At 72.7% G+C, this 22,522-nt stretch carries 21 protein-coding genes and 1 riboswitch; of the genes, 10 read left to right on the top strand and 11 right to left on the bottom strand.

Going from position 1 to position 22,522, the window contains the following annotated elements:
- Window positions 1-168: 168 nt before the first annotated feature.
- The gene (dnaB, locus tag LRS74_RS16345) at window positions 169-1,668 is read left to right on the top strand and encodes a replicative DNA helicase (protein WP_277741689.1); all 1,500 of its coding nucleotides are present in this window, start codon (window positions 169-171) and stop codon (window positions 1,666-1,668) included.
- Between the two features lie 16 nt (window positions 1,669-1,684).
- On the opposite strand, the gene LRS74_RS16340 is transcribed toward dnaB, so the two are convergent.
- The gene (locus tag LRS74_RS16340; protein ID WP_277741688.1) at window positions 1,685-2,410 is read right to left on the bottom strand and encodes a dienelactone hydrolase family protein; all 726 of its coding nucleotides are present in this window, start codon (window positions 2,408-2,410) and stop codon (window positions 1,685-1,687) included.
- 252 nt (window positions 2,411-2,662) lie between these two features.
- Between LRS74_RS16340 and LRS74_RS16335 the strand changes: the two genes are divergently transcribed.
- Complete coding sequence (locus LRS74_RS16335; protein WP_277741687.1) at window positions 2,663-4,075, top strand: serine hydrolase domain-containing protein; 1,413 nt, start codon at window positions 2,663-2,665, stop codon at window positions 4,073-4,075.
- A gap of 214 nt (window positions 4,076-4,289) precedes the next feature.
- On the opposite strand, the gene LRS74_RS16330 is transcribed toward LRS74_RS16335, so the two are convergent.
- Both LRS74_RS16330 and LRS74_RS16325 read right to left on the bottom strand, forming a co-directional pair.
- A complete protein-coding gene (locus tag LRS74_RS16330; protein ID WP_277741686.1) occupies window positions 4,290-4,745 on the bottom strand; it encodes a GNAT family N-acetyltransferase in 456 nt (151 codons plus the stop codon).
- Between the two features lie 272 nt (window positions 4,746-5,017).
- A complete protein-coding gene (locus LRS74_RS16325) occupies window positions 5,018-5,557 on the bottom strand; it encodes a MarR family transcriptional regulator (protein ID WP_277741685.1) in 540 nt (179 codons plus the stop codon).
- Between the two features lie 184 nt (window positions 5,558-5,741).
- On the opposite strand from LRS74_RS16325, the gene LRS74_RS16320 reads away from it, so the two are divergent.
- From LRS74_RS16320 to LRS74_RS16305, 4 genes are all read left to right on the top strand, one after another.
- Window positions 5,742-6,965: an MFS transporter gene (locus LRS74_RS16320; protein WP_277741684.1), complete on the top strand. Its 1,224-nt coding sequence runs from the start codon at window positions 5,742-5,744 to the stop codon at window positions 6,963-6,965.
- A 196-nt stretch (window positions 6,966-7,161) separates the two neighbouring features.
- The gene (locus LRS74_RS16315; protein WP_277741683.1) at window positions 7,162-7,794 is read left to right on the top strand and encodes an HAD-IB family phosphatase; all 633 of its coding nucleotides are present in this window, start codon (window positions 7,162-7,164) and stop codon (window positions 7,792-7,794) included.
- A gap of 363 nt (window positions 7,795-8,157) precedes the next feature.
- Window positions 8,158-10,197 carry a globin domain-containing protein gene (locus tag LRS74_RS16310; RefSeq protein ID WP_277741682.1) on the top strand — a complete coding sequence of 680 codons (2,040 nt, stop codon included), beginning with the start codon at window positions 8,158-8,160 and terminating at the stop codon, window positions 10,195-10,197.
- 112 nt (window positions 10,198-10,309) lie between these two features.
- Window positions 10,310-11,170, top strand: coding sequence for a pyridoxamine 5'-phosphate oxidase family protein (locus LRS74_RS16305; RefSeq protein ID WP_277744784.1), 861 nt, complete (start codon window positions 10,310-10,312; stop codon window positions 11,168-11,170).
- Between the two features lie 52 nt (window positions 11,171-11,222).
- Here the strand turns inward: LRS74_RS16305 and LRS74_RS16300 are convergent, their stop codons facing one another.
- From LRS74_RS16300 to LRS74_RS16280, 5 genes are all read right to left on the bottom strand, one after another.
- On the bottom strand, window positions 11,223-11,723 hold the full coding sequence (locus tag LRS74_RS16300) for an NUDIX hydrolase (protein ID WP_277741681.1): 501 nt from the start codon (window positions 11,721-11,723) through the stop codon (window positions 11,223-11,225).
- Window positions 11,724-11,764: 41 nt separating this feature from the next.
- Window positions 11,765-12,661: a LysR family transcriptional regulator gene (locus LRS74_RS16295; RefSeq protein WP_277741680.1), complete on the bottom strand. Its 897-nt coding sequence runs from the start codon at window positions 12,659-12,661 to the stop codon at window positions 11,765-11,767.
- A gap of 215 nt (window positions 12,662-12,876) precedes the next feature.
- Window positions 12,877-14,163 carry a cystathionine gamma-lyase gene (locus tag LRS74_RS16290; RefSeq protein WP_277741679.1) on the bottom strand — a complete coding sequence of 429 codons (1,287 nt, stop codon included), beginning with the start codon at window positions 14,161-14,163 and terminating at the stop codon, window positions 12,877-12,879.
- A gap of 2 nt (window positions 14,164-14,165) precedes the next feature.
- Window positions 14,166-14,678 carry a low molecular weight protein-tyrosine-phosphatase gene (locus LRS74_RS16285; protein ID WP_277741678.1) on the bottom strand — a complete coding sequence of 171 codons (513 nt, stop codon included), beginning with the start codon at window positions 14,676-14,678 and terminating at the stop codon, window positions 14,166-14,168.
- A 24-nt stretch (window positions 14,679-14,702) separates the two neighbouring features.
- Complete coding sequence (locus LRS74_RS16280) at window positions 14,703-15,083, bottom strand: phage holin family protein (RefSeq protein ID WP_277741677.1); 381 nt, start codon at window positions 15,081-15,083, stop codon at window positions 14,703-14,705.
- A gap of 48 nt (window positions 15,084-15,131) precedes the next feature.
- On the opposite strand from LRS74_RS16280, the gene LRS74_RS16275 reads away from it, so the two are divergent.
- The 3 genes from LRS74_RS16275 (at window position 15,132) to LRS74_RS16265 (ending at window position 16,804) form a co-directional block, all read left to right on the top strand.
- Window positions 15,132-15,449 carry a cupin domain-containing protein gene (locus LRS74_RS16275; protein ID WP_144383107.1) on the top strand — a complete coding sequence of 106 codons (318 nt, stop codon included), beginning with the start codon at window positions 15,132-15,134 and terminating at the stop codon, window positions 15,447-15,449.
- A 164-nt stretch (window positions 15,450-15,613) separates the two neighbouring features.
- A complete protein-coding gene (locus LRS74_RS16270) occupies window positions 15,614-15,826 on the top strand; it encodes a DUF5326 family protein (protein WP_144383106.1) in 213 nt (70 codons plus the stop codon).
- A 540-nt stretch (window positions 15,827-16,366) separates the two neighbouring features.
- Window positions 16,367-16,804: an SsgA family sporulation/cell division regulator gene (locus tag LRS74_RS16265; RefSeq protein WP_277741676.1), complete on the top strand. Its 438-nt coding sequence runs from the start codon at window positions 16,367-16,369 to the stop codon at window positions 16,802-16,804.
- Window positions 16,805-16,894: 90 nt separating this feature from the next.
- On the opposite strand, the gene LRS74_RS16260 is transcribed toward LRS74_RS16265, so the two are convergent.
- The gene (locus LRS74_RS16260) at window positions 16,895-18,394 is read right to left on the bottom strand and encodes a YibE/F family protein (RefSeq protein ID WP_277741675.1); all 1,500 of its coding nucleotides are present in this window, start codon (window positions 18,392-18,394) and stop codon (window positions 16,895-16,897) included.
- A gap of 43 nt (window positions 18,395-18,437) precedes the next feature.
- Window positions 18,438-18,578, top strand: a riboswitch (TPP riboswitch).
- Here LRS74_RS16260 and thiC point away from each other — a divergent pair.
- Window positions 18,571-20,316, top strand: a complete 1,746-nt coding sequence (gene thiC, locus LRS74_RS16255) for a phosphomethylpyrimidine synthase ThiC (RefSeq protein WP_277741674.1) — start codon at window positions 18,571-18,573, stop codon at window positions 20,314-20,316. Its footprint overlaps the riboswitch before it by 8 nt.
- A 57-nt stretch (window positions 20,317-20,373) precedes the next feature.
- Here thiC and LRS74_RS16250 read toward each other — a convergent pair whose 3' ends face one another.
- Window positions 20,374-21,258, bottom strand: a complete 885-nt coding sequence (locus tag LRS74_RS16250; protein WP_277744783.1) for a hypothetical protein — start codon at window positions 21,256-21,258, stop codon at window positions 20,374-20,376.
- A gap of 188 nt (window positions 21,259-21,446) precedes the next feature.
- The gene (locus LRS74_RS16245; protein WP_347178197.1) at window positions 21,447-22,484 is read right to left on the bottom strand and encodes a metallophosphoesterase; all 1,038 of its coding nucleotides are present in this window, start codon (window positions 22,482-22,484) and stop codon (window positions 21,447-21,449) included.
- Window positions 22,485-22,522: the final 38 nt, after the last annotated feature.

The raw sequence follows: 22,522 nt of genomic DNA, 5'->3' as shown, positions 1-22,522 counted from the left end.
GATAACCAGATTGGCGGACGGCCCTGATGGGCCTACCGTGGTCCGGCGCCCGCCGCTGTGACCGGAGCCCGAGCGCCCTAGTTTTCAGAGCGTTGTCAGAGCCGTGCCGTCAGCAGAAGGGGCACCGCGAAGTCCGCACCGCGGACGGGAGGAGGTGGCGGGGTGAGCATGCCCGAGCCCCTGGACGACCCCTGGGCCGACGCCGGCCCCGGTGACCGGCTCCCCGCTCCCCGGCCGCGCCGCGGCGGCGGCGGTGGTGGCGGAGGCGGAGGCGGTGCCCGAGGCGGCCGCGACGACCAGCACGACCGCGACCGGGACGGCGGCGCCTGGGGGGACGGCGCGGGGTTCGAGCGGGTCCCGCCCCAGGACCTGGACGCCGAGCAGTCGGTGCTCGGCGGCATGCTGCTCTCCAAGGACGCCATCGCGGACGTGGTCGAGGTCCTCAAGGGCCACGACTTCTACCGCCCCGCGCACGAGACGATCTACCAGGCCATCCTGGATCTCTACGCCAAGGGTGAGCCCGCCGACCCGATCACCATCGCCGCCGAGCTCACCAAGCGCGGCGAGATCACCCGGGTCGGCGGCGCCTCCTATCTGCACACCCTGGTGCAGTCCGTGCCGACCGCCGCGAACGCGGAGTACTACGCCGAGATCGTCCACGAGCGCGCCGTGCTGCGCCGCCTGGTCGAGGCGGGCACCCGCATCACGCAGATGGGCTACGCGGCCGACGGGGACGTCGACGAGATCGTCAACAGGGCCCAGGCGGAGGTCTACGCCGTCACCGAGCAGCGCACCAGCGAGGACTACCTGCCGCTCGGCGACATCATGGAGGGCGCGCTCGACGAGATCGAGGCGATCGGCTCACGCAGCGGCGAGATGACCGGCGTGCCGACCGGCTTCACCGATCTGGACGCGCTGACCAACGGTCTCCACCCCGGCCAGATGATCGTCATCGCGGCCCGCCCCGCGATGGGTAAGTCCACGCTGGCCCTGGACTTCGCACGGGCCTGCTCCATCAAGCACAACATGCCGAGCGTGATCTTCTCGCTCGAGATGGGCCGCAACGAGATCGCGATGCGTCTGCTCTCGGCCGAGGCCCGCGTCGCCCTGCACCACATGCGCTCCGGCTCGATGACGGACGACGACTGGACCCGGCTCGCCCGCCGGATGCCCGACGTCTCCGCCGCCCCGCTGTACATCGACGACTCGCCGAACCTGTCGATGATGGAGATCCGCGCCAAGTGCCGTCGGTTGAAGCAGCGCAGCGACCTCAAGCTGGTGATCATCGACTATCTCCAGCTGATGCAGTCCGGTGGCTCCCGGCGTGCCGAGAGCCGTCAGCAGGAGGTCTCGGACATGTCCCGTAACCTCAAGCTGCTGGCCAAGGAGCTGGAGCTGCCGGTCATCGCGCTCTCCCAGCTGAACCGTGGCCCCGAGCAGCGCACGGACAAGAAGCCGATGGTCTCCGACCTGCGTGAGTCCGGGTCGATCGAGCAGGACGCCGACATGGTCATCCTGCTGCACCGTGAGGACGCCTACGAGAAGGAGTCGCCCCGCGCGGGCGAGGCGGACATCATCGTCGGCAAGCACCGTAACGGCCCGACCGCCACCATCACGGTCGCCTTCCAGGGTCACTACTCACGCTTCGTGGACATGGCCCAGACCTGAGCCGTCCCTTGCCCGCTCACTCCGTTACGGGCAGGCACTCGGCGAGCAGGTCGACGATGTCGCGCCAGGCCCGCCGCGCGTGCTGCGGGTGGTAGCCGACGCCGGGGACCACGGGCTGGTCGACCGGCGGGTGGTGGAAGGCGTGCAGGGCACCGCCGTAGACCACGAGGCGCCAGTCGACGCCCGCGGCCTGCATCTCGGCGGCGAAGGCGTCCCGTTGCCCAGCGGGCATGATCGGGTCCTCCGATCCGACCCCGGCCCACACGGGGCAACGGATGCGCGCCGCCTCGCCCGGTCGGCCCGTGGTCAGCGCGTTGACCGTCCCGATCGCCCGCAGGTCGACGCCGTCGCGCCCGAGTTCCAGCGCGATCGCGCCCCCGGTGCCGTAGCCGATGGCGGCGATCCGGTCGGGGTCGGTCCGCGGTTCGGCCCGCAGCACATCGAGTGCCGCATGGCCGATACCCCGCATCCGGTCGGGGTCGGCGAGCAGCGGCATCACGCGCGCCAGCATCTCCTGTGGGTCGGTGAACCAGCGCCCGCCGTGGAGGTCGAAGGCCAGGGCCACGTACCCCAGCTCGGCGAGGGCGTCGGCCCGGCGGCGCTGGAAGTCGTTCAGGCCCGTCCCCTCAGGACCGACCAGGACCGCGGGCCGGCGTTCGACACCGGCGGGAAGCGCGAGGTGCCCGACCATCGTCAGGCCGTCGGCGGGGTATTCGACCGTGCGCGTGGTGACCGTCGTCATAAGACGGGACTGTAGTGATCGTCGAGCCCGGTCGGGCCGGTCTTCACCGTCGGCGGAAACAGCGCGGGTGTGGGCCCGTTGGGCGGGCGCTGCGGAGGCTCTGGTTCCGGCGGACCACATCGGCACCGACGCGAACCAGGCCGCCGGCCACCACCACGTCAGTGGAGTCCCGTCCGACCACGGCCACTCCGCGCGAGGCGGCCGTGCCGGTCGTCTACGGTCCCGAGATCATCGGCGTCTAGGGTGCGGGGCATGACCGCCGAATCCGTCGCCCCGTACGACGCCCTCGAGTTCGCCGCACCGCTCCCCGCCACCCGCCGCGCACTGCTGCACCGGCTCGCGGTCGGCCAGACGGAGGGGCGCGCCCCGTCACTGGTGGGCTCCGTGGTCCGGGATGGCCGGGTGGTGTGGACGGGGGCGCGCAGCTGCGTGGACGGGCACGCCCCGGACGGCGACACCCAGTACCGCATCGGCTCGCTGACCAAGACCTTCGTCGCGGTGCTGGTGCTCAGGCTGCGGAACGAGGGGCTGCTGGGCCTCGACGACCCGCTGGTCGACCATCTGCCGGAGGCCACCGAGGCCGGCACCGCCACCGTCGCCCACCTGCTCTCCCACACCGCCGGACTCGCCGCCGAGCCGCGCGGGCCCTGGTGGGAGCGGACGCCGGGAGAGCTGCGCCCCGAGCCGGGAGACGTGTTCGGTGAACGGCCGCTGGTGCACCCGGCCGGCCGCCGGTTCCACTACTCCAACTCGGGCTTCGCGCTGCTCGGCGCGCTGGTGCAGCGGCTGCGCGGCGCGCCCTGGGACGAGGTGCTGCGCCGCGAGGTGCTGGAGCCGCTGGACCTGCGCCGGACGACGACCCGGCCGTGCGCGCCGCACGCCGGCGGCTGGGCCGTGCACCCCTGGGCGGATGTGCTGCTGCCCGAACCGGCCGCCGAGACCGGGCTGATGGGCCCCGCCGGGGAGCTGTGGTCGACCACCGAGGACCTGGGCCGGTGGGCGGCGTTCCTGCTCGACGGCGACGATCGGGTGCTCGACGCCGCGACCCTGGCCGAGATGCGTACGCCGGCCGCCGTCCAGCAGCCCGGCGACCGGGACGGCGGCTGGGGGCTGGGCCTGCAGCTGACCCACCACCAGGACCGGTTCCTCTTCGGCCACGGCGGCTCCATGCCCGGCTTCCTGGCCGCCCTGTGGATCAGCCCCGAGGACCGGCTCGCCGCCGTCGTGCTGGCGAACGCCACCTCCGGCCCGCAGGTCGGCCCGGTCGCCGCCGACCTGGTGCGGATCGTGGCCGAGCACGAGCCGCGCATCCCCGAGCCCTGGCGGCCGCTCCCCGCCGAGGAGGTCGACCCGGCGCTGTTGGAGCTGACCGGCCCCTGGTTCTGGGGCGCCACCCCCTTCGTGCTGCGGCTGTGGGCCGGGCGGATGCTGGAGCTGTCCCCGGTCGGCGCCGTCGGGCGCGCCTCGCGGTTCCGGCCGGAGCCGGACGGCACCTGGACCGGGCTGGACGGCTACTACCTGGGCGAGACGCTGCGCGTGGTCCTCGACGCGGACGGCGCGCTCAGCCACCTCGACGTGGGCACCTTCGTCTTCACCCGCGAGCCCTACGGATCGGACGACGTGGTGCCCGGCGGGGTCGACCCGCAGGGCTGGCGGGGGCTCTGACGCCGGGAGCGTGCCCGGATCAGGCCCGGATGGCGCCCGAGTGAGCCGGAACGGGGCGGGCCCGCCGCCGGGCCACCCCGTGCCACGGGCGCTCAGCCGAGTGGCCGCCGTTTCCCGGGTGCTCAGCCGAAACGGACCCCGCTTCGCGGGTGCTCAGCCGAGTGGCCCTCGCGCCACGGGCGCTCAGCCGAGTTGGGCCCCGCTTCGCGGGCGCTCAGCCGAGCGGGAGCTTGAAGCCCACATGGGAGGCGACGAATCCCAGCCGCTCGTAGAACCGGTGCGCGTCGGTGCGGGTCGCGTCCGAGGTGAGCTGCACCAGTTGGCAGCCCTGGCGGCGCGACTCCTCGATCGCCCACTCGATCAGCAGGGTGCCGAGCCCGCTGCCGCGCTCGTCGGCGTGGATGCGCACCGCCTCGATGAGGGAGCGGGCGGCCCCGCGCCGGGACAGCCCGGGGATGACGGTCAGGTGCAGCGTCCCGATGGTGCGGCCGTCCCGGACCGCCACCATCAGGTGCTGGTTCGGGTCGGCGGCCACCCGCTCGAAGGCCGGGTAGTACGGATCGAGGTCGTCGGGGGACTCGCGGCGGGCGCCCAGCGGGTCGTCGGCCAGCATCGCCACGATCGCGGGGACGTCCTCGGAGGCGGCGCGGCGTATCTCGAAGTCGCTCATGCCCGCGACCCTATGGCCCGTCGCTCGCCCGCCGGCGCGTCCGGCGAGGCGTTCCGCGCCGGCTGGGCGTTCCGTCTCGCCCGCCTGTCCGCCGCGCCGGGGCGGCTCGGCCGTCGGGCCACCACCTCGCCCGCGGACCCGCGCGCCGGCGCGTCCCGCCCGGCGGCGCGCCCACCTCGCCCGCGGGTCCTGTCTCGCCCGCGTATCCGCCGCGCCCGCGTATCCGCCGCGCCGGCCTGTCCGCCGCGCCGGCCTCTCCGCCGCGCCGGCGCTCAGCGGCGCGCCGGGGTCTTCCGCGGCGACAGGAGGGCCCAGGGCCCCGTCGGTCTCAGGGATTTCACGGCCTCGACCAGGGGGGCCAGCTCGGGGCGCCGGGCGGCCTCCTGGAGGGCCTCGCGCAGCGCGGCCTCATTGGTGGGGCGCGCCTCCTCCAGGAGCGCGAGACCGGCCGGGCTCACGTCCGTGTAGATCCCGCGCCGGTCGGTCGGGCAGATGTAGCGGGACAGCAGACCGCGCTCCTCCAGGCGGCTGACCAGCCGGGTCGTGGCGCTCTGGCTCAGCACGACGACATCGGCGAGCTGGTGCATCTGGAGGTGCCCGCCGTCCCCGTCGTGCTGGTAGCTGAGCACGTCCAGGACGGAGAACTCGCGGGCGCTCAGCCCGTGCCCCGCCTGGAGGGCGCGCTCGACATGGGACTCGATGCGGCCGTGCAGGGAGGACAGGGCGCACCAGCCCCGCGTCAGCACCCGTCCGCCCCCGGGGTCGCCGGTCGCGCCGTTCTCGACGGTCTTCGGCTCCTGCTGTTGCGGCATGGGCCCTCCTCTTCCGATGTGACCGGGGCCTCCCCTGACGCGGCCCCCTCCCAGGATAGGGCAACAGCGAAATAGTCAGCCCTTGCAAGTAAAGCGCGCATGCAACTATTGTGTTCGCTTCTTACGTCCTGGCGCAATGGATCCCACCCCGGGATGCCCGCGCACCCCGACCGAGGAACCCCCTATGCCTCTCGCCCTGCTGGCGCTCGCGATCGGCGCCTTCGGTATCGGCACCACCGAGTTCGTGATCATGGGTCTGCTGCCCGAGGTGGCCGACACCTACGACGTCTCCATCCCCGTCGCCGGGTACGCGACCACCGGGTACGCCCTCGGTGTCGCGGTCGGCGCCCCACTGCTGACGCTCCTCGGCACCCGCTTCACCCGCAAGCAGATGCTGATGCTGCTCATGGGCGTCTTCATCGCGGGCAACCTGCTCTCCGCCCTCGCCCCCAGTTTCGGGTTGCTGCTCGCCGGCCGGGTGCTGGCCTCGTTCTCGCACGGCGCGTTCTTCGGCATCGGCGCGGTGGTCGCCGCCGACCTCGTCGCCCCGGACAAGCGGGCCAAGGCCATCGCGACCATGTTCACCGGACTGACGATCGCCAATGTCGTCGGCGTGCCGATGGGCACCTGGATCGGGCAGCACTTCGGCTGGCGCGCCACCTTCTACGCCGTCGCCGCGCTCGGCCTGCTGGGCCTGGCCGGCATCGCCGCGCTCGTTCCGGCCCGCCCGGGCCCGGCCGCGGCCCGGCTCGGCAGTGAGCTGGCCGCCTTCCGCAACCCGCAGGTCTGGCTGGCCATGACCATGACGGTGCTCGGCTTCGGCGGCGTCTTCTCGGCCATCACCTACATCACGCCGATGATGGCCGAGGCCGCCGGATACGCGGAGTCCTCCGTCGCCTGGCTGCTCGTCCTGTTCGGGCTCGGACTGGTCGTCGGCAACCTGATCGGCGGACGCTTCGCCGACCGTGCGCTGATGCCGATGCTCTACGTCTCCCTGGGCGGTCTCGCCGTGGTCCTCGCCCTCTTCGCCTTCACCGCCCACCACAAGGTCGCCGCGGCCGTCACCCTCGCCCTCATCGGCATGCTCGGCTTCGCGACCGTGCCGCCGCTCCAGAAGCGGGTGATGGACCAGGCGCCGACCGCCCCCACGCTCGCCTCCGCGGCCAACATCGGCGCCTTCAACCTCGGCAACGCCCTCGCCGCCTGGCTCGGCGGCCTGGTCATCTCGGGCGGCCTGGGCTACACGGCCACCAGCTGGGTCGGCGCCGCGATGGCCGCGGCCGCCCTCGGCACCGCCATCCTCTCCGCCACCCTGGAGCGGCGCGCCGCGCGCGGTGGTCGGATCGTGACGCGCGGCGGCGCGGCGGCGACCCCGACCACGGAGGAGGCCGCGGCCGCCACACACTGACGCGCCGACCGCGGGGGCCGGGAGGCGAGGACGCAGCCACCGGCCCCGGCGTCACGGCTGCCCCCGTGTCACGGCCGCTCCCGTGGCACGGCTGTCCGTGCACGGCCCCTCCCGTGTCACGGACACGTCCGGGGGCGGCTCGGCCGGGAGACGCCGGTACCGGGCCGCCCCCGAGCCGACGCCTACCCTCAAGGCCATGACCAGACTGCATCTGTTCGACCTCGACGGCACGCTGATCCACGGGTCGGCCGCCGCGATCGAGATATCCCGGCAGCTCGGCGTCGAGCGGGAAATCCACGAGCTGGAGCGGGAGTTCGCGGCCGGCGGGCTCAGCACGGCGCGCTTCGCGGAGCGCGCCTGCGCGTTGTGGGGCGAGCTGTCCGAGGCGCAGGTGACCGCCGCCTTCGAGGGAGCGCCCTGGCTGGCCGGGATCCGGGAGGTGTGGGCGGACATCCGGGCCCGCGGCGAGCGCTGCGCGGTGATCTCCCTCTCGCCCAACTTCTTCGTGGAACGGCTGCTGGACTGGGGCGCCCACGCGGCGCGCGGCTCGCACTGGCCCTCGGTGCCGTTCCGCGATCCGGTGGACCCGACGGGCATCCTCACCCCGGCCGCCAAGGTGCGGATCGCCGACGAGCTCTGCGCGGAGTACGGGCTGACCCGGGCCGACTGCGTGGCGTACGGGGACTCGATGTCGGACGCCGAACTGTTCGCCGTGCTACCGCGGTCGGTGGCGGTGAACGCCGACCATCATCTCAGTGGAATCGCGTCATACGCGTATGCCGGGAGGGATCTCCGCGAGGCATACGAATTGGTGAGTAACCGCGGGTAATTGCCGGTAATGCCGCGATCGGCGAGGTGTTCACGGCAGGGGGTTGTGCATTTATTCCAGGCCGGTAGGGTCGACTGCGGTTACCCGCCGGGAGGGCACGGAGCGCGGTGCCGCGACAGCCGACCACCCTAGGGTAAATCGGCTCCCGCCACGTGGACTTCCGGCTTTTGTCCTATGCCACCCAGGACTGCTGGCATGCTGCACGACGGGATACGCGGCCGGCCTCGAACGTTCGAAGACCGGCTGAACCGAGTGCATCGGAACGGGAATGCGCAGGGCACCACACGGCGTCTCCGCTCTCTCGATCGCGGACCGCCGTGGAAGTGCGAAGACCGGCAGAGAGATGTTCGAGGCGAGGCAACCATGGACGCTCCGACCACCACGTCGTCCGACGGCGACGACTCCGGCGGCAACAGCGGCGACTGGGGCTGGTTCACCCCGAGCAGGGGGAGCGGGAAGGGCGCGGAGCACGCCGAGCTCGTCGAGCCCACCCCGTATCCGGCGAACACGGCCTACGGAGAGCGCGCCGAGCACACCGGTCGCCTCGAGCACACACGGCTCGCGGAGCACCCCGACCCCGCGGGCGCCGCGGCCCGCACCCCGGACGCGCCTCTGGCGGCCGACCCGCCCCGACCAGGCCCGGGCGGTCGGGCCTGGTCCCCGGAGGGCCGAGCACCGCACCCGTCCGGCCGGTCGGTGAGCCCGGCCGTGCCGGCGGGCGGCGCGCCGGAGCGCCGTACCGAGCCGGCGGCGGGGCCCGCACCGGCACAGTGGGAACGGGTCTCCGGCCCGGCCCCGGCCGTCCCGGCGACCGCTCTGCACCGGACGGCCGCCGCCGCCCCCGCCTCCGTCCCGTACCGAGCCCCCGCAGCACCGTCCCCGGCGTCGACACCGGCACCGACGCCGCCCGCCCCGGCCCGGATCGAGCACCAGCGCTCCGCGGAGTCGGTACCCGGTCCTGCCGCCACCAGACCGGGCGCCGGACCGGCTCCGGCTCCGGCCCGGACCCAGCCGCCCCGACGGGACGCGACCCCGGCACCGGGCACCGGGGTCTCGGGCCCCCTCCCTGCCGGAGAGCCGACCGCGCGGGCCGGTGCGATGTCCCCGACGGCGCCGGCCCTGTCCGCCCCGGCCCCGACCACCCCGGCCCCGGCCCCGTCGACGCCCTCCACCCCACCAGGGCCGATGCCCGCCGCCGTGCCGCCGCTCCCCGGGCCGATGCCGCCCGCCGCGCCGCCGCTCCCGGCCGCGGCGTCCCCACGCGGCACGGCCGCCCCGTCGCCGGACGCGATCCTCATCCGCCGCACCATGGCCGAGTTGGAGCCGATCGCCGACAAGGCGACCTCGTACTTCTACGCGCTGCTCTTCCTCCGCAACCCCGGGGTGCGGGACCTGTTCCCCGCCGCCATGGACGCCCAGCGGGACCGGCTCTTCAAGGCGCTGCTGACCGCCGCCAAGCACGTCGACGACACCGACATCCTCACCGAGTACCTCACCAACCTCGGCCGCGGCCACCGCAAGTACGGCACGCTGGCCGAGCACTACCCGGCCGTCGGCGAGTGTCTGATCGACGCACTCATCCGCTACGCCCCGGAGTCCTGGGACGCGGCGACCGAGGCGGCCTGGGTGCGCGCCTACACCGCCATCTCCCAGATCATGATCGACGCCGCGGCCGAGGACGAGCTGCGGGCTCCCGCCTGGTGGAACGCCGAGGTGGTCGCGCACGAACGGCGCACCTCCGACATCGCCGTGATCACCCTCCGGCCCGACCAGCCCTATCCGTTCCTCGCCGGGCAGTACGCCTCCCTGGAGACGCCGTGGTGGCCTCGGGTCTGGCGGCACTACTCCTTCGCCGCCGCCCCCCGCCCGGACGGCCTGCTCGCCTTCCATGTGAAGGCGGTCCCGGCGGGCTGGGTCTCCACCGCCCTGGTGCACCGCGCCCGACTCGGCGACGTGATCCGCCTCGGTCCCCCGGCCGGCTCCATGACCGTGGACCACAGCACCGACAACGGCCTGCTGTGCCTGGGCGGTGGCACCGGGATCGCCCCCATCAAGGCGCTGGTGGAGGACGTCGCGGAGCACGGGCGACAGCGCCCGGTCGAGGTCTTCTACGGCGCCCGCAGCGACCAGGACCTCTACGACATCGACACCATGCTGCGGCTGGCCGAGTCGCATCCGTGGCTCGCGGTCCGGCCGGTCGTCGCGGACGGCCCGACCAACGGGATCAGCGGCCGGCTCCCCGACGCGGTACGCCAGTACGGCCCCTGGAACAGCTACGACGCCTATCTGTCCGGCCCGCCCGGAATGATCCGCAGCGGTGTGCACGCCCTGCAGGGCATCGGCATCCCGTCCCACCGGATACGCCATGACTCCGTCGAAGAACTCGTCGCGGCCGGGAGCTGAGTTGGGGCCGCGAGCAGACCACGAGGCCGAGAGGGGGCGGGAGGCCGGGATGAGGTGGGAGACCGACGCGCCGGCGCCCGGTGCCGCGCCGGCCCAGGGGCCCGTCCCGACCCTGGACGGCGTGCCGGCCCAGGGTCCCGCTTCGGGCCGGGGCGCCGCCGCCAGGCCGGGCAGCGAGGGTGAGCGCGCGCTCCAGCAGCGCCTCGACACCACCGCGCGCGCCGACCGCTTCTACGACGAGCAGGTGCTGGACCGGCTCAACCCCCGGATGCGGGAGTTCATCGCCCGCCAGGAGATGTTCTTCCTGGCCACCGCCGACCGGCGGGGCGAGTGCGACAGCACCTTCCGCGCCGGGCCGCCCGGTTTCCTCCGCGTCTTCGACGACCGGACGCTCGCCTACCCCGAGTACCGGGGCAACGGGGTGCTGGCCAGCCTCGGCAACATCGAGGAGAACCCCCATGTCGGCCTGTTGCTGGTGGACTTCGTCCGCGACCGTATCGGCCTGCACGTCAACGGGCGGGCCCGGCTGCTGGGCGACGCCGAGCTGCGCGCCGAGCGGCCCGGGGTTCCGGTCGACCCGGTGCCCGGCCGCCGCGCGGTGATCTGGGTGGAGATCACGGTCGAGGAGGCGTACATCCACTGCTCCAAGCACATCCCGCGGCTGCGCAGGGCGGATCCGCCCCGGCCGCGCGCCGCCGTCGACCGCGAGGGCGACCCGGCCGGCCGGAGCGGGCGTACGGACCGCGGGAACGAGACCGACGGCGACGGCGACCGCGAGCGGGACTGGGGGACGGACGACCACCGGCGCAAGGGCGGTGACTTCTTCGGCGCCGCGGCCCAGGCGCCCCAGCGTCGTGCGGAGCGGGCCACGGCCCACCACGAGCGGTGGCACCAGGAGGTGCGGCGCACGCTGGACCGCGCGGAGCGCCCGGATCTGGCCGTGGGGCAGCCGTTCACCCACTGGTTCGGCTGACCGGCCGCCCGCCGCCGTACGACCGTGCGCCGGGCGGGTGCCCGGGACGGTGCTATCCGGTGGCGCCGAAGTCGTCGGCGAGCAGCGCCAGCACGCCCTCGAGGTTGGCGTCGAGGTAGGCGGCGAGCGAGGGCGGCACCAGGCCCACGGAGGCGATCCCCTTGCGGGTGAAGGGGATGCGCACCACCTCGTACTCCCCGCACGGCTCCTCGACCTCGGGGCCGTGCCGCCGGGACAGGTCCATCGTTTCCAGTCGGCAGACGAAGAAGTGCTGGACCTTCACCCCGTGCGCGGCGTGGTGCAGGCTGTGCGCGACCGTGTCGACGAAGGCCGGGACGACCCGGGTCACCGTCGCCCCCAGCTCCTCGTCGACCTCGCGGTGCAGCGCGGCCACGACGCTCGCGTCACCGGGCTCCACCCCGCCGCCCGGGGTGATCCAGTAGGGAGCCTCACCGGGTTTGGTCCGCTTGATCACGATCATTTCGAGGCTGGAGCCGACGCCGTCCAGCAGGATGGCGCGGGCGGTGCGCTTGACCACGAGTCGTTCGGCCATAGAGGACAGATGCCGCGCGCGGCGCCTGGTGAAACACCGGTTCACCAGTCCACGGCGGCGCGCAGCAGCCACTCGTGCGCCCGCGCGAGGTGCGGATGGGCGAGTGCTCCGACCCGGACGACCAGGAAGTACGTGCGCAGCGGCGGCACCGGGGGGTTGAGCAGTGCCACCACCTCACCGCTGTCCAGCGCGTCCATGCACAGATAGCGGGGGAGCACGCCGAGCCCGGCCCCGGCCGCCACCGTGGCCAACACGGCGCGCAGATCCGGCGCTATCACCGTGCCGGGCGCGGCCGGCTTGGCGTCGAAGACCGTGGTCCAGTAGCGGCTGACGAAGGGGAGGCACTCGTGCACCTCGACGATCGGGAGGCGTTCCAGCGCGTCGACGCCCTTCATGCGGAGCATCGCCTGGCCGCCCAGCCTGGCCGCCCACCGCGGCGCCGCCACCAGCACATGCTCCTCGTCACAGAGCGGGGTGGCCCTGAGCATTCGGCCGCGCGGACGGCCGGTGGTGATGGCCAGATCATGGTGGCCCGCGGCCATCCCGGCGAACAACTCCTCGGTGCCGCCGAAGGCGGTGCGCACCGTCAGCCCCTGGGCGATCAGCGGAGTCAGCGCGGGCAGCACGCGCAGCGCGGTGAACTCCGGGGGCCCGGCCAGGTGCAGGGTGCGTGGCATGGTCGGGTCGTCCAGCCCGGCCTCGGCGATCTCCACCAGCGCGTCCATGTGCGGGGCGACCTTGTGGGCGAGCTCGTCGCCGACGGTCGTGGGGGTCACCCCGCGCGCCTTGCGCAGGAACAACGGGCGTCCCAACTGTCGCTCCAGGGCGCGGATCTGGCCCGTGACGGCAGGCTGGGAGAGTCCGAGGAGGGCGGCGGCGCGGGTGAAGGACCCGGCGCGGTGCACGGTGACGAAGGTGCGTAAGAGGGCCAGATCCATACGGTTCCCCTCGGCTCGACGGGCCCTGGCCGCCGGTCAACTATAAATATGCCGATAGGGCCATGTCGCTACGGTGATTGGACACTGACGCAGAGTCAACTAGCCTTGTTCGAGCGGCTCTCGAAGCTGAGAGCCGGGGCGTCTCAAGCCACGAGGGGGGAGGCTTGAGACGCCCGCCTGACGTAGGGGCGGCGTAGCGCGGGCGTGCGGCGCGTTCAGTCGGCCGATCGGGCGGCGGCCCGGTCCAGCGCGCCCAGCAGATCCGCGATCAGGTCCTCGGGGTCCTCGACGCCCACCGACAGCCGGATGAAGCCCTCCGGCACGGCGTCGCCGCCCCACCGCGCGCGGCGCTCGGCCGTGGAGCGCACGCTGCCGAAGCTCGTGGCGTCGTCCACCAGCCGCAGCGCGTCGAGGAAGCGTCGGGCGTGCGCCCGGTCCGGCAGCGCGAAGGAGACCACGCAGCCGTACCGTCCGGCGCGCATCTGCCGCGCCGCGACCGGGTGCGCGGGGTCGCCCGGCAGGCCCGGGTGGCGCACCCCGGTGACCTCGGGGCGCGCGGCCAGCGCGGTGGCCACGGCGAGCGCGTTGGCGGCCTGTCGGTCCACCCGCAGCGCGAGGGTGGCCAGGGAGCGGTGGGCGAGCCAGGCCTCCATGGGGCCGGGGATCGCGCCGACCGTTTTGCGCCACGCGCGCACGGCGGCGGCCAGCTCCGGGTCGCGGGTGGCCGCGTAGCCCAGCAGCACGTCCCCGTGGCCGGACAGCGCCTTGGTGCCGCTGGCGACCGAGAAGTCGGCGCCGAGCTCCAGGGGCCGCTGGCCGAGCGGGGTGGCCAGGGTGTTGTCCACCGCGACCAGCGCGCCGCGCGCGTGCGCCGCGGCGGCGAGTCGGCGGATGTCGCAGACGTCCAGACCGGGGTTGGAGGGCGTCTCCAGCCACAGCAGCCGCGCCCCGTCCAGCACGGCCAGCTGGCCGTCGTCGGCGGTGGGCGCGGTGCGCACCTCGATGCCGTAGCCCTCCAGTCGCCCGCGCACGGCGGTCAGCAGCTGGTAGCCGTCGTCGGGGAGGACCACCGCGTCGCCCTGGCGCAGCTGGGAGAAGAGCACGGCCGAGATCGCGCCCATGCCGGAGGCGAAGGCGACGGTCTCGGCGGCGGCGTCCGGCGATTCCAGCTCGCCGATCGCCCGCTCCAGCAGCGTCCAGGTGGGGTTGGCGTCCCGGCCGTAGGCGTACGGGGCCTGCCCGAGGTCGACGGCGTCGGGCAGGTGGTAGTGCGCGGCGAAGACGGGGCCCGGCAGGCTCGGCCGGTAGGTCTCGGCGTCGGGGAGCCCGACCCGTACCGCCCGGGTGGCGTCGGCGTCGCCCCGGCGCCTCGGCTCGCCGGCCGGTGCGGGGCCGGTCGGCGGGGAGCCGCCGGTGGTCGCGCCGTCGCCGGTGGGTGTCCCTCGCGCCGGGTCCGGGCTCGCGGGCTCGTGCCCGCCGGCGCGCACGTCCTCGCCGCCCATGGTCACACCGCCGCTCGGACCCCACGGTCGGCGACCGCCGCACGGACCGCGTCCAGCAGTCCCTCGCTGGCCGACTCGACCATCTCCAGGCACTCGTGGAAATGGTCCATGCTGCCGTAGTACGGGTCGGGGACGTCCAGGTCGTCGGGCTCGGAAGGGTCGTAGGAGCGCAGCAGCCGTACCTTCGCGGCGTCCTCGGGGGTCGGGGCGAGGTCGCGCAGCGTGCTCAGGTGCTCGCCGTCCAGGGCGATCACCAGGTCGAGCTCGTCGAACCAGTCGGGCTGGAACTCGCGGGCGGTGTGGTCGAGCTCGTAGTCGTTCTCGGTGAGGACGGCCAGGGCGCGGCGGTCCGCCCCGTCCCCCTCGTGCCAGCCACCGGTGCCGGCGCTGTCGACCGTGACGAGGTCGCCGAGGCCGGCCTCCTCGACGCGGGCGCGGAAGACCGCTTCGGCTATGGGGGAACGGCATATGTTGCCGGTGCAGACGAAACAGACACGGAATGACGGGACTCTCATGAGCCCCATCATCCTCGACGGTGTTCAGTCCTTGTCATCGGGCAGTACCGCGTTCATCGCCCAGGAGACCACGGCGATGATCAGGCCGCCGAGCACGGCCGTGCCGAAGCCGTCCACATGGAAGCCGAGGTCGAACTCTTCGGCGAGCCAACTGGTCAACAGCAGCATCAGCGCGTTGATCACCAGGGTGATCAGGCCGAGGGTGAGGATGAACAGCGGCAGCGCCAGCAGTTTGACCACGGGCTTGACGATGGCGTTCACCACGCCGAAGAGAAGCGCGACCAGGAGCAGGGTCAGTATCTTGCGGCCGGTGTTCTCTCCGGTGAGAGTGATGTCCTTGAGCAGCCAGATGGCGACCGCCAGGGCCGCCGCGTTGGCGATCGTCTTGACTAGGAAATTCCTCATGGCTGAGATCGTTGCAGACGACGGCGGCCGGACAAGGGGATAGATCACATGAAGGCGTTCCGACTCGACGAGCTGGAGGCCGAGCGCGCCGCCAACGACGGCGCGTATCTGCAGTTCCTGCGCGAGCGCAATATGTCGGTGGGGCTGTACGCATTGGACGCGGGCGCCGTGGACCCGCAGCGGCCGCACGGCCAGGACGAGGTCTATCTGGTGGTCAGCGGACGCGCGTCCATCACGGTCGGCATGGAGACGACACAGGTGGCGCGCGGCAGCGTGGTGTACGTGCCGGCCGGTGTGGCGCACAAGTTCCACCACATCAGCGAGGATCTGCGGGTCGTCGTGGTCTTCTCCCCGCCGGAGGGCTGAGCCCACGGAGGCGGCTCCTCCGCCTCGGAGCCGACGCGGCCCCGGCCACCCCGTAGGGGGACGGTCAGGGGAGGACGGGGGCCGGGCGGCCGGATTTCCTCGTCCTGGCGTCCTAGCATCGAAAGTGCGAGACGACGGATTCCAGGAGAAGGCAGGGACCGAGTGTGACCACCAAGATCTTCAAGGGTTTGCCGTGGTGGGTGACGTGGATCGCCATTCCGGTGCTGGTGCTCGCGGTCTTCGGCGGATTGATCATGAGTGTGGTCAGCGTCGTCCTCTGGCTGGTCTTCCGGATCCTGCTTCTGGTGGCGCTCGTCGGCGGACTGATCTACGCGGTCCGTAAATTCACCGCCTCCTCGTCGCGCCGCGATTGGTGATCTTTCGGCACCGCCCCTGACGAACTCCCGCGCCCCCAGGGCGGGCGTCACTCCCCACCCATGGGAAAGTCATCACCCGCCCATGGCGGAAGTCCTACTGCCGTCGTGTCAACGCCCCACAAGTACGCCTCGGGAGGGACATCGCGCACCCATCCGCCGCCGTGAGGGATTACTCCTGTGAAGACACACCCAGGGGGTGCCTGTTGGCGACGGAGCAGTGGGGCGCGGTGTATGCGCCGGTCCTGATCACATCGAGCACATCGGCCGCATCGAGCCCATCGATCGCACCGATTCCGGCTGAGCGGGGCGGAGGCGCTGGCCATTTCCATGCCCTTGATCCGCGCACGATGACTGCGTTCCGCAAGCGGTTCGCTACGCTCCAGAGTCGACCGGGTCATCAGCACGCTCTCGTTCTCTTTCGGTATCTGAAGACCCACTCCTTGTGATCAGCTAGCCCTCGGCGGAGCATGGCGTCAAGAGGGCTTGGCATCCAAACCTGGCCATTCCCAATCGAATTCGGGGCGGCGAACGATGCGAGACATGCGCGACACAGTCCAGGCGGAAGTGACGATGTCCTTCGTGGTCTCCCACGACCTCTCCTTCCGCATCCCGGTCGAGCTGGGATACGACAGCGCCGACCCGTACGCGGTGGAGATCACCTTCCATCTACCCGGAGACGCCCCGGTGACCTGGGCTTTCGCCCGGGAGCTGCTGCTCGACGGGCTCAGCGCACCCACCGGCGAGGGCGATGTCCATATCGCCCCCACCTCCCCCAAGGGCCTCTCCGACGTCTTCATCCGGCTCCAGGTGGGCGGCGAGCGGGCCCTGTTCCGCTCCGCCGCCGCCCCGCTGGTGGCGTTCCTGGACCGCACGGACCGGTTGGTGCCGTTCGGCGAGGAGCGCACCGCCATCGACCCGGTGGGCGACCTGGAGGCGGAGTTGGACCGCATCCTGGCGGAGGACCGCTACGCGGGCTGAGGTCCGCTGACGCGGCGGGGTCCGCTGACGCGGACGGAGGCGGACCGGGCCCGTGCGGCCCGATCCCTCGGCGGCGTGCCGCGCGGGCTCCTACCGCCCGCGAGGCTTCGCCCGCCGACGTCGGCCGCGGCCGCCCGCCCCGGCTCGGGACGCGCCGTCTCCGCCGCCCGCCCCGGCCCGTGCGGCCCCGCGCCCGGCGCCCGCCGGCCCGCGGTCGGCGGAGACCACCAGCGCGGCGAGCGCGGTGGTCACCGGCACCGACGCGACCAGCCCGATGCTGCCCACCAGCGTCCGTACGATCTCCTGGGCGACGAGCTCGCTGGTGGCCACCGTGCCGACGCTGCTGTCCGCGATCGAGAACAGCAACAACAGCGGCAGCGAGGCGCCCGCGTAGGCCAGCACCAGCGTGTTGACCACCGAAGCGATGTGATCCCGTCCGATCCGCATCGCGGATGCGTACAGTTTGCGCCAACCCGCCTCGGGGTCGGCGTCCTTGAGCTCCCACACCGCCGAGGTCTGGGTGACCGTCACGTCGTCCAGCACACCCAGCGAGCCGATGATGACGCCCGCCAGCAGCAGGCCCTGGAGCTCGATGTCCGGGTAGAGGCCGTGCACCAGGCCGGTCAGGTCGTCGGTGTCGCCGGTCAGCGCCGCCCACTCGATGAACACCGAGCCCAACACCCCGATCAGCAGCAGGGAGATGAGCGTCCCGACTACGGCCACCGAGGTGCGGGCCGTCAGTCCGTGACACAGATAGAGCGCGATGAGCATGATCGCGCTGCCGCCGACGATCGCCACCACCAGCGGGTTCGACCCCTGGAGGATGGCCGGCAGGATGAACATCGTCAGCACCGCGAAACTGATGGCCAGCGCCAGCAGCGCGAAGACGCCGCGCAGCCGTCCCACGGCCACCACGGCGAGCGCGAACAGCGCGGCGAGCACGGCCATCGGCACGGACCGGTCGATGTCGCTGACCGAGTACTGGAGGTTCTCGGGTGCCTTGGGCGCGTACGCCAGCTTCAACTCCTGGCCGGTGGAGTACTGCCGCGAGGCGTTCGGCTGCACGATCTCGGAGAACCTGCGGCCCTTGTCCTTGCCCGAGGTGACCTCGATCGTCGCTCGCTTGCAGAGGTCGTCCCTCTCGGCCGGGGGCTCCCCCTGCGCCGGCTGCCCCGGTTCGCCCGGCGGCGGCGCCTGCGGCTGCGCGTTGACGTCGGCGCACTTCACCTCCTCGACCTTCACCACCCGGCCGGAGACGGTCTGCTGGTCGAAGCCGAGGCCGGAGCGCTCGCCGCCCTTGCCCTCGGGCGCCCCGCCCGGCCACAGCACGACCAGGCCGACGACGACGGCGGCGGTGAAGGGGATGAGCACGGCGGCGATGATCTTGCGGAGGTGGGCCGAGACCGGGGTGGCGGGGCCATGGCCGTGACCATGGCCGTGCGCATGGCCGTGGCCGCCGCCGGATCCGGCGCCGGGGCCGCCGCCGTGGTCGCCGCCGGCTCCGGGGGCGGCGGGCGGTTCGCTGGACGGGGGGTGCGGTGGGGGCTGTGCTGAGGGGCTCACCGTTCGATCATCGCAAGGAAAGTCCATCCCCCTGTTCAGCACGCCGGAGCAACCGTTAGCGTTGGGGCACCTTTGCAATCGCGGGAGCTCGGAGCACCGGGCTGAGAGGGCGCTGACCTCCGTACGGATCGGACACGTACGGAAGCCGCTGCGTCGACCGCTGAACCTGTTACCGGGTAATGCCGGCGTAGGGAGTGGGTCTCATGACCATGCAGGATGCACGCACGCGCGCGATCGGCTGGCACAAGTCGTACATCGCGGGCTCGCGACCGGACCTGAAGGTCCCGGTCCGTCAGGTGCACCTCACCAATGGCCAGGACGTGACGCTGTACGACACCTCCGGCCCGTACACCGATCCCGACATCGAGACGGACGTCCGGCGCGGGCTGTCGCCGCTGCGGGAGAACTGGATCGTGGCGCGCGGCGACACCGAGGAGTACGCCGGCCGTCCACCGCGCCCCGAGGACGACGGGATCAAGCACACCTCGCCGCGCGGCGGGCTGCGCAACCTCGACGCGGTCTTTCCCGGCCGGCCCCGGCTGCCGCGCCGCGGCCGCGACGGGCAGCCGGTGACGCAGCTGGCCTACGCCCGCAGGGGCGAGATCACCCCGGAGATGGAGTACGTCGCGATCCGCGAGAACGTCTCCCCGGAGGTGGTGCGCGAGGAGATCGCCGCGGGCCGCGCGGTGCTCCCCGCCAACGTCAACCACCCGGAGATCGAGCCGATGATCATCGGCAAGCGGTTCCTGGTGAAGGTGAACGCCAACATCGGCAACTCCGCCGTCACCTCCTCCATCGAGGAGGAGGTGGAGAAGATGACCTGGGCCACCCGCTGGGGTGCCGACACGGTCATGGACCTCTCCACCGGCCGCAACATCCACACCACCCGCGAGTGGGTGCTGCGCAACTCCCCGGTCCCCATCGGCACCGTCCCGCTCTACCAGGCGCTGGAGAAGGTCGACGGCAAGGCCGAGGAGCTGACCTGGGAGGTCTACAAGGACACCGTCATCGAGCAGGCCGAGCAGGGCGTCGACTACATGACGGTCCACGCCGGCGTGCTGCTGCGGTACGTCCCCCTCACCGCCCGCCGCAAGACCGGCATCGTCTCCCGCGGCGGCTCGATCATGGCCGCCTGGTGCCTGGCGCACCACAGGGAGAACTTCCTCTACGAGAACTTCGAGGAGCTCTGCGAGATCCTCGCGGCCTACGACATCACCTACTCCCTCGGCGACGGGCTGCGTCCGGGCTCCATCGCCGACGCCAACGACGAGGCGCAGTTCGCCGAGCTCCGCACGCTGGGCGAGCTCAACCGGATCGCCAAGCGCCACCACGTGCAGACCATGATCGAGGGCCCGGGCCATGTCCCGATGCACAAGATCAAGGAGAACATCGACCTCCAGCAGGAGATCTGCGAGGAGGCGCCGTTCTACACCCTCGGCCCCCTCACCACCGACATCGCGCCCGCCTACGACCACATCACCTCCGGCATCGGCGCCGCGATGATCGCCTGGTGGGGCACCGCGATGCTCTGCTACGTGACGCCGAAGGAGCACCTGGGCCTGCCGGACCGGGACGACGTCAAGACCGGCGTCATCACCTACAAGATCGCCGCCCATGCGGCGGATCTGGCCAAGGGCCACCCGGGCGCCCAGGAGTGGGACGACGCCCTCTCCGACGCCCGCTTCGAGTTCCGCTGGGAGGACCAGTTCAATCTGGCCCTGGACCCGGACACCGCCCGCGAATTCCACGACGAGACCCTTCCGGCGGAGCCCGCGAAGACCGCGCACTTCTGTTCCATGTGCGGTCCCAAGTTCTGCTCCATGAAGATCTCGCAGGACATCCGGCGCCAGCACGGCGGGGAAATGGACGAGGCCGAGGCCGGAATGGCCGAGAAGTCCAAGGAGTTCGCCGCGTCCGGCAACCGGGTCTATCTCCCGATCGCCGACTGACGCGCGGAGTGGGCGGCCCGAAGTCGCCTTACAGGAAGGCGACTTCGGGTCCTTCCGTCATTCCGGTCCGTGCTCCGGGCCCCCGAAGTCGGGGCTGGTGAAGTCCGGACTGCTGAAGCGGGGACGGGTGGTGGGGCTGCCATCGCCGTCGGTGCTGAAGCCGGGACGGGAGTAGCCCAGGTGGGGGGTGCGGCCGGCGCCCTCCGCCGAGCGGGGAGGGTGCGGGGAGGCCGCCGCGGAAGGTGGGGACGCGGCGGCCTCCGTCAGGGCCTCGTGCAGGAACGGCAGCACGCCGCGCTCCAGCAGCGCCCGGCGCCAGGTCTCTCTGGCCCGCGCCACCTCCTCCGCCCGCTCCAGGGCCGCCGCGCCGCGGATCGCGCTGGCGCCGTTGCGCACCGCCGTGAGCAGCAGGCCGACCGCGGCGAGCAGGATGCCCGCCGCGGTGAGGGCGGCGAACAGCCAGCCGGCGGTGACCATCGGCTGGGCGATGGAGGGCACGGGGTGGATCATCCGCAGCGCATAGCCGAAGATGAGGAAGATCACCGAGGCGGCGCCGGCCAGCACCGGCGCCAGCACGGCCACCACGGCCACTATCCCGGGACCGGGACCGGGACCGGGATCGGGGCCGCTCCCGAGGCCCGGCGCCGCGTCGCCCTCCGGGTCGGACGAGCCGCCACCGCCCTCGGCGGGGTGCGGACCGCGCGGCGCGGGCGCGCGGAAACGCTCGCGCATTTCCACATACGCCTGGTACTCGTTGGCCGCGCACGCGGAAATGGCGGCGGAGGCGCTGAGCGCCATGGTGCGCAGCTGTGCGGTGGTGAGCCGTTCTCCCATGGCGGCCAGCTCAGGGTGACGGTCCGCGGAACGCAGTGCCTCGTTGAGGACGCGCTCGAATTCCGGGCGGTCCTCCTTCAGCAGGTGCGGAGCGCTGTTCATATGGATCCCCCGATGCTCCGTAGGGCCTTGGTGCCGGCCGGGTGGTGCCGGGCAGTGGGGCGGAAACGGAGGAGAGCCTTGCTACGGATAAGCCGATGGTAGAGCGGATCCGGGACGGGGTGACAGGGTGTTTCCCGAATTGGCCCCGCCCGGGTGGAACTCCCCGCCCGCCCCCACGGCCTTCCGTCGAATCCTCAGCCGGCCAGGGGAAGTTGCGCGACCAGCAGCTTTCCGGCCATCGTGACGCCGCCGTCCATCGCCACCACGAGGTCGTCGGCGTAGACGTGCGGACCGTCCACGGAGGGTGCGCCGTCGTCCTCGCCGTCCTCCGAACCGACCTCGCCGAGCAGGTACGGGATCGGGCTGTGGCCGTGGACCAGCCGGCGGCCGCCGTAGGTCTCCAGCAGCTCCCGCACCGCCTGCGGCCCCGCCTCCTCGTCGCGGAAGGCGAACCGCTTGGTGAACTTGCGGAACAGCTCCCAGCACTCGTCGGCGTCGCTGCGCTGCAGCGCCTCGGTCACCGCGTCGTTGACGGCCTCGATGGAGTCGCCGTACTCGAGGTAGGCGGTGGTGTCGGAGTGCACCAGCAGGTGGTCGTCCTCCTCGGCCATCGCGTCCAGCCGCGCCATCCACTGCAGGTGGTGGTCCTGGAGTCGCTCCATGTCGGTGCGCTGGCCGCCGTTGAGCAGCCAGGCGGCCTGGAACGAGGCGGTTCCGGCACCGGAGTTGACCGGGGTGTCGCCGAACCGCTTGGCCCCCAGCAGCAGCAGCTCGTGGTTGCCCATGAGCGCCTTGCAGTAGCCGCCGGCCGCGGCGGCCTGGGCGGACAGCTGCATCACGAGGTCGATGACGCCGATGCCGTCCGGGCCGCGGTCGGTGAAGTCGCCGAGGAACCACAGCCGGGTGTTGCCCGCGGCCCAGTCGCCCTTGGCGTCGATGAGCCCCTCGGCGGCCAGCGCCTCGCGCAGCTCGTCGTGGTAGCCGTGCACATCGCCGACGACGTACAGCGGGCCGGGGCCCTCGGGTGCGGCGCCGCGGGCCGGGTCGGGCACCGGGGTGAGGGTCACCGTCGGGCGGTCCGGGAGGCCCCCCGGCGGCACCAGCGGGGTGTCCGGCAGCGTGTGGCCCGGGCCCATCAGCGGCAGGCTGCGCTCGGTGGGGGTGTACTCGGCGGGCTCGACGTACTCCGGCTCCCGGTGCTCGGGGCGCGGGGGCTGCGAGGCAGGGGCCACGGGCGGGTGCTCGGAGTGGTGCGGGTGCTCCGCGACGA

The sequence above is a fragment of the Streptomyces sp. LX-29 genome, from assembly GCF_029541745.1.
In the GTDB taxonomy this organism is placed as follows: domain Bacteria; phylum Actinomycetota; class Actinomycetes; order Streptomycetales; family Streptomycetaceae; genus Streptomyces.
Note: the sequence above shows the minus strand (reverse complement) of the source record. Positions and strands in the feature narration are given on the sequence as shown.

What these genes read in the sequence shown, in the direction of transcription:
- dnaB (WP_277741689.1), top strand. Translation starts at nt 169, where the DNA reads ATGCCCGAGCCCCTGGACGACCCCTGGGCCGACGCCGGCCCCGGTGAC.
- LRS74_RS16340 (WP_277741688.1), bottom strand. Translation starts at nt 2,410, where the DNA reads ATGACGACGGTCACCACGCGCACGGTCGAATACCCCGCCGACGGCCTG.
- LRS74_RS16335 (WP_277741687.1), top strand. Translation starts at nt 2,663, where the DNA reads ATGACCGCCGAATCCGTCGCCCCGTACGACGCCCTCGAGTTCGCCGCA.
- LRS74_RS16330 (WP_277741686.1), bottom strand. Translation starts at nt 4,745, where the DNA reads ATGAGCGACTTCGAGATACGCCGCGCCGCCTCCGAGGACGTCCCCGCG.
- LRS74_RS16325 (WP_277741685.1), bottom strand. Translation starts at nt 5,557, where the DNA reads ATGCCGCAACAGCAGGAGCCGAAGACCGTCGAGAACGGCGCGACCGGC.
- LRS74_RS16320 (WP_277741684.1), top strand. Translation starts at nt 5,742, where the DNA reads ATGCCTCTCGCCCTGCTGGCGCTCGCGATCGGCGCCTTCGGTATCGGC.
- LRS74_RS16315 (WP_277741683.1), top strand. Translation starts at nt 7,162, where the DNA reads ATGACCAGACTGCATCTGTTCGACCTCGACGGCACGCTGATCCACGGG.
- LRS74_RS16310 (WP_277741682.1), top strand. Translation starts at nt 8,158, where the DNA reads ATGGACGCTCCGACCACCACGTCGTCCGACGGCGACGACTCCGGCGGC.
- LRS74_RS16300 (WP_277741681.1), bottom strand. Translation starts at nt 11,723, where the DNA reads ATGGCCGAACGACTCGTGGTCAAGCGCACCGCCCGCGCCATCCTGCTG.
- LRS74_RS16295 (WP_277741680.1), bottom strand. Translation starts at nt 12,661, where the DNA reads ATGGATCTGGCCCTCTTACGCACCTTCGTCACCGTGCACCGCGCCGGG.
- LRS74_RS16290 (WP_277741679.1), bottom strand. Translation starts at nt 14,163, where the DNA reads ATGGGCGGCGAGGACGTGCGCGCCGGCGGGCACGAGCCCGCGAGCCCG.
- LRS74_RS16285 (WP_277741678.1), bottom strand. Translation starts at nt 14,678, where the DNA reads ATGAGAGTCCCGTCATTCCGTGTCTGTTTCGTCTGCACCGGCAACATA.
- LRS74_RS16280 (WP_277741677.1), bottom strand. Translation starts at nt 15,083, where the DNA reads ATGAGGAATTTCCTAGTCAAGACGATCGCCAACGCGGCGGCCCTGGCG.
- LRS74_RS16275 (WP_144383107.1), top strand. Translation starts at nt 15,132, where the DNA reads ATGAAGGCGTTCCGACTCGACGAGCTGGAGGCCGAGCGCGCCGCCAAC.
- LRS74_RS16265 (WP_277741676.1), top strand. Translation starts at nt 16,367, where the DNA reads ATGCGCGACACAGTCCAGGCGGAAGTGACGATGTCCTTCGTGGTCTCC.
- LRS74_RS16260 (WP_277741675.1), bottom strand. Translation starts at nt 18,394, where the DNA reads ATGGACTTTCCTTGCGATGATCGAACGGTGAGCCCCTCAGCACAGCCC.
- thiC (WP_277741674.1), top strand. Translation starts at nt 18,571, where the DNA reads ATGACCATGCAGGATGCACGCACGCGCGCGATCGGCTGGCACAAGTCG.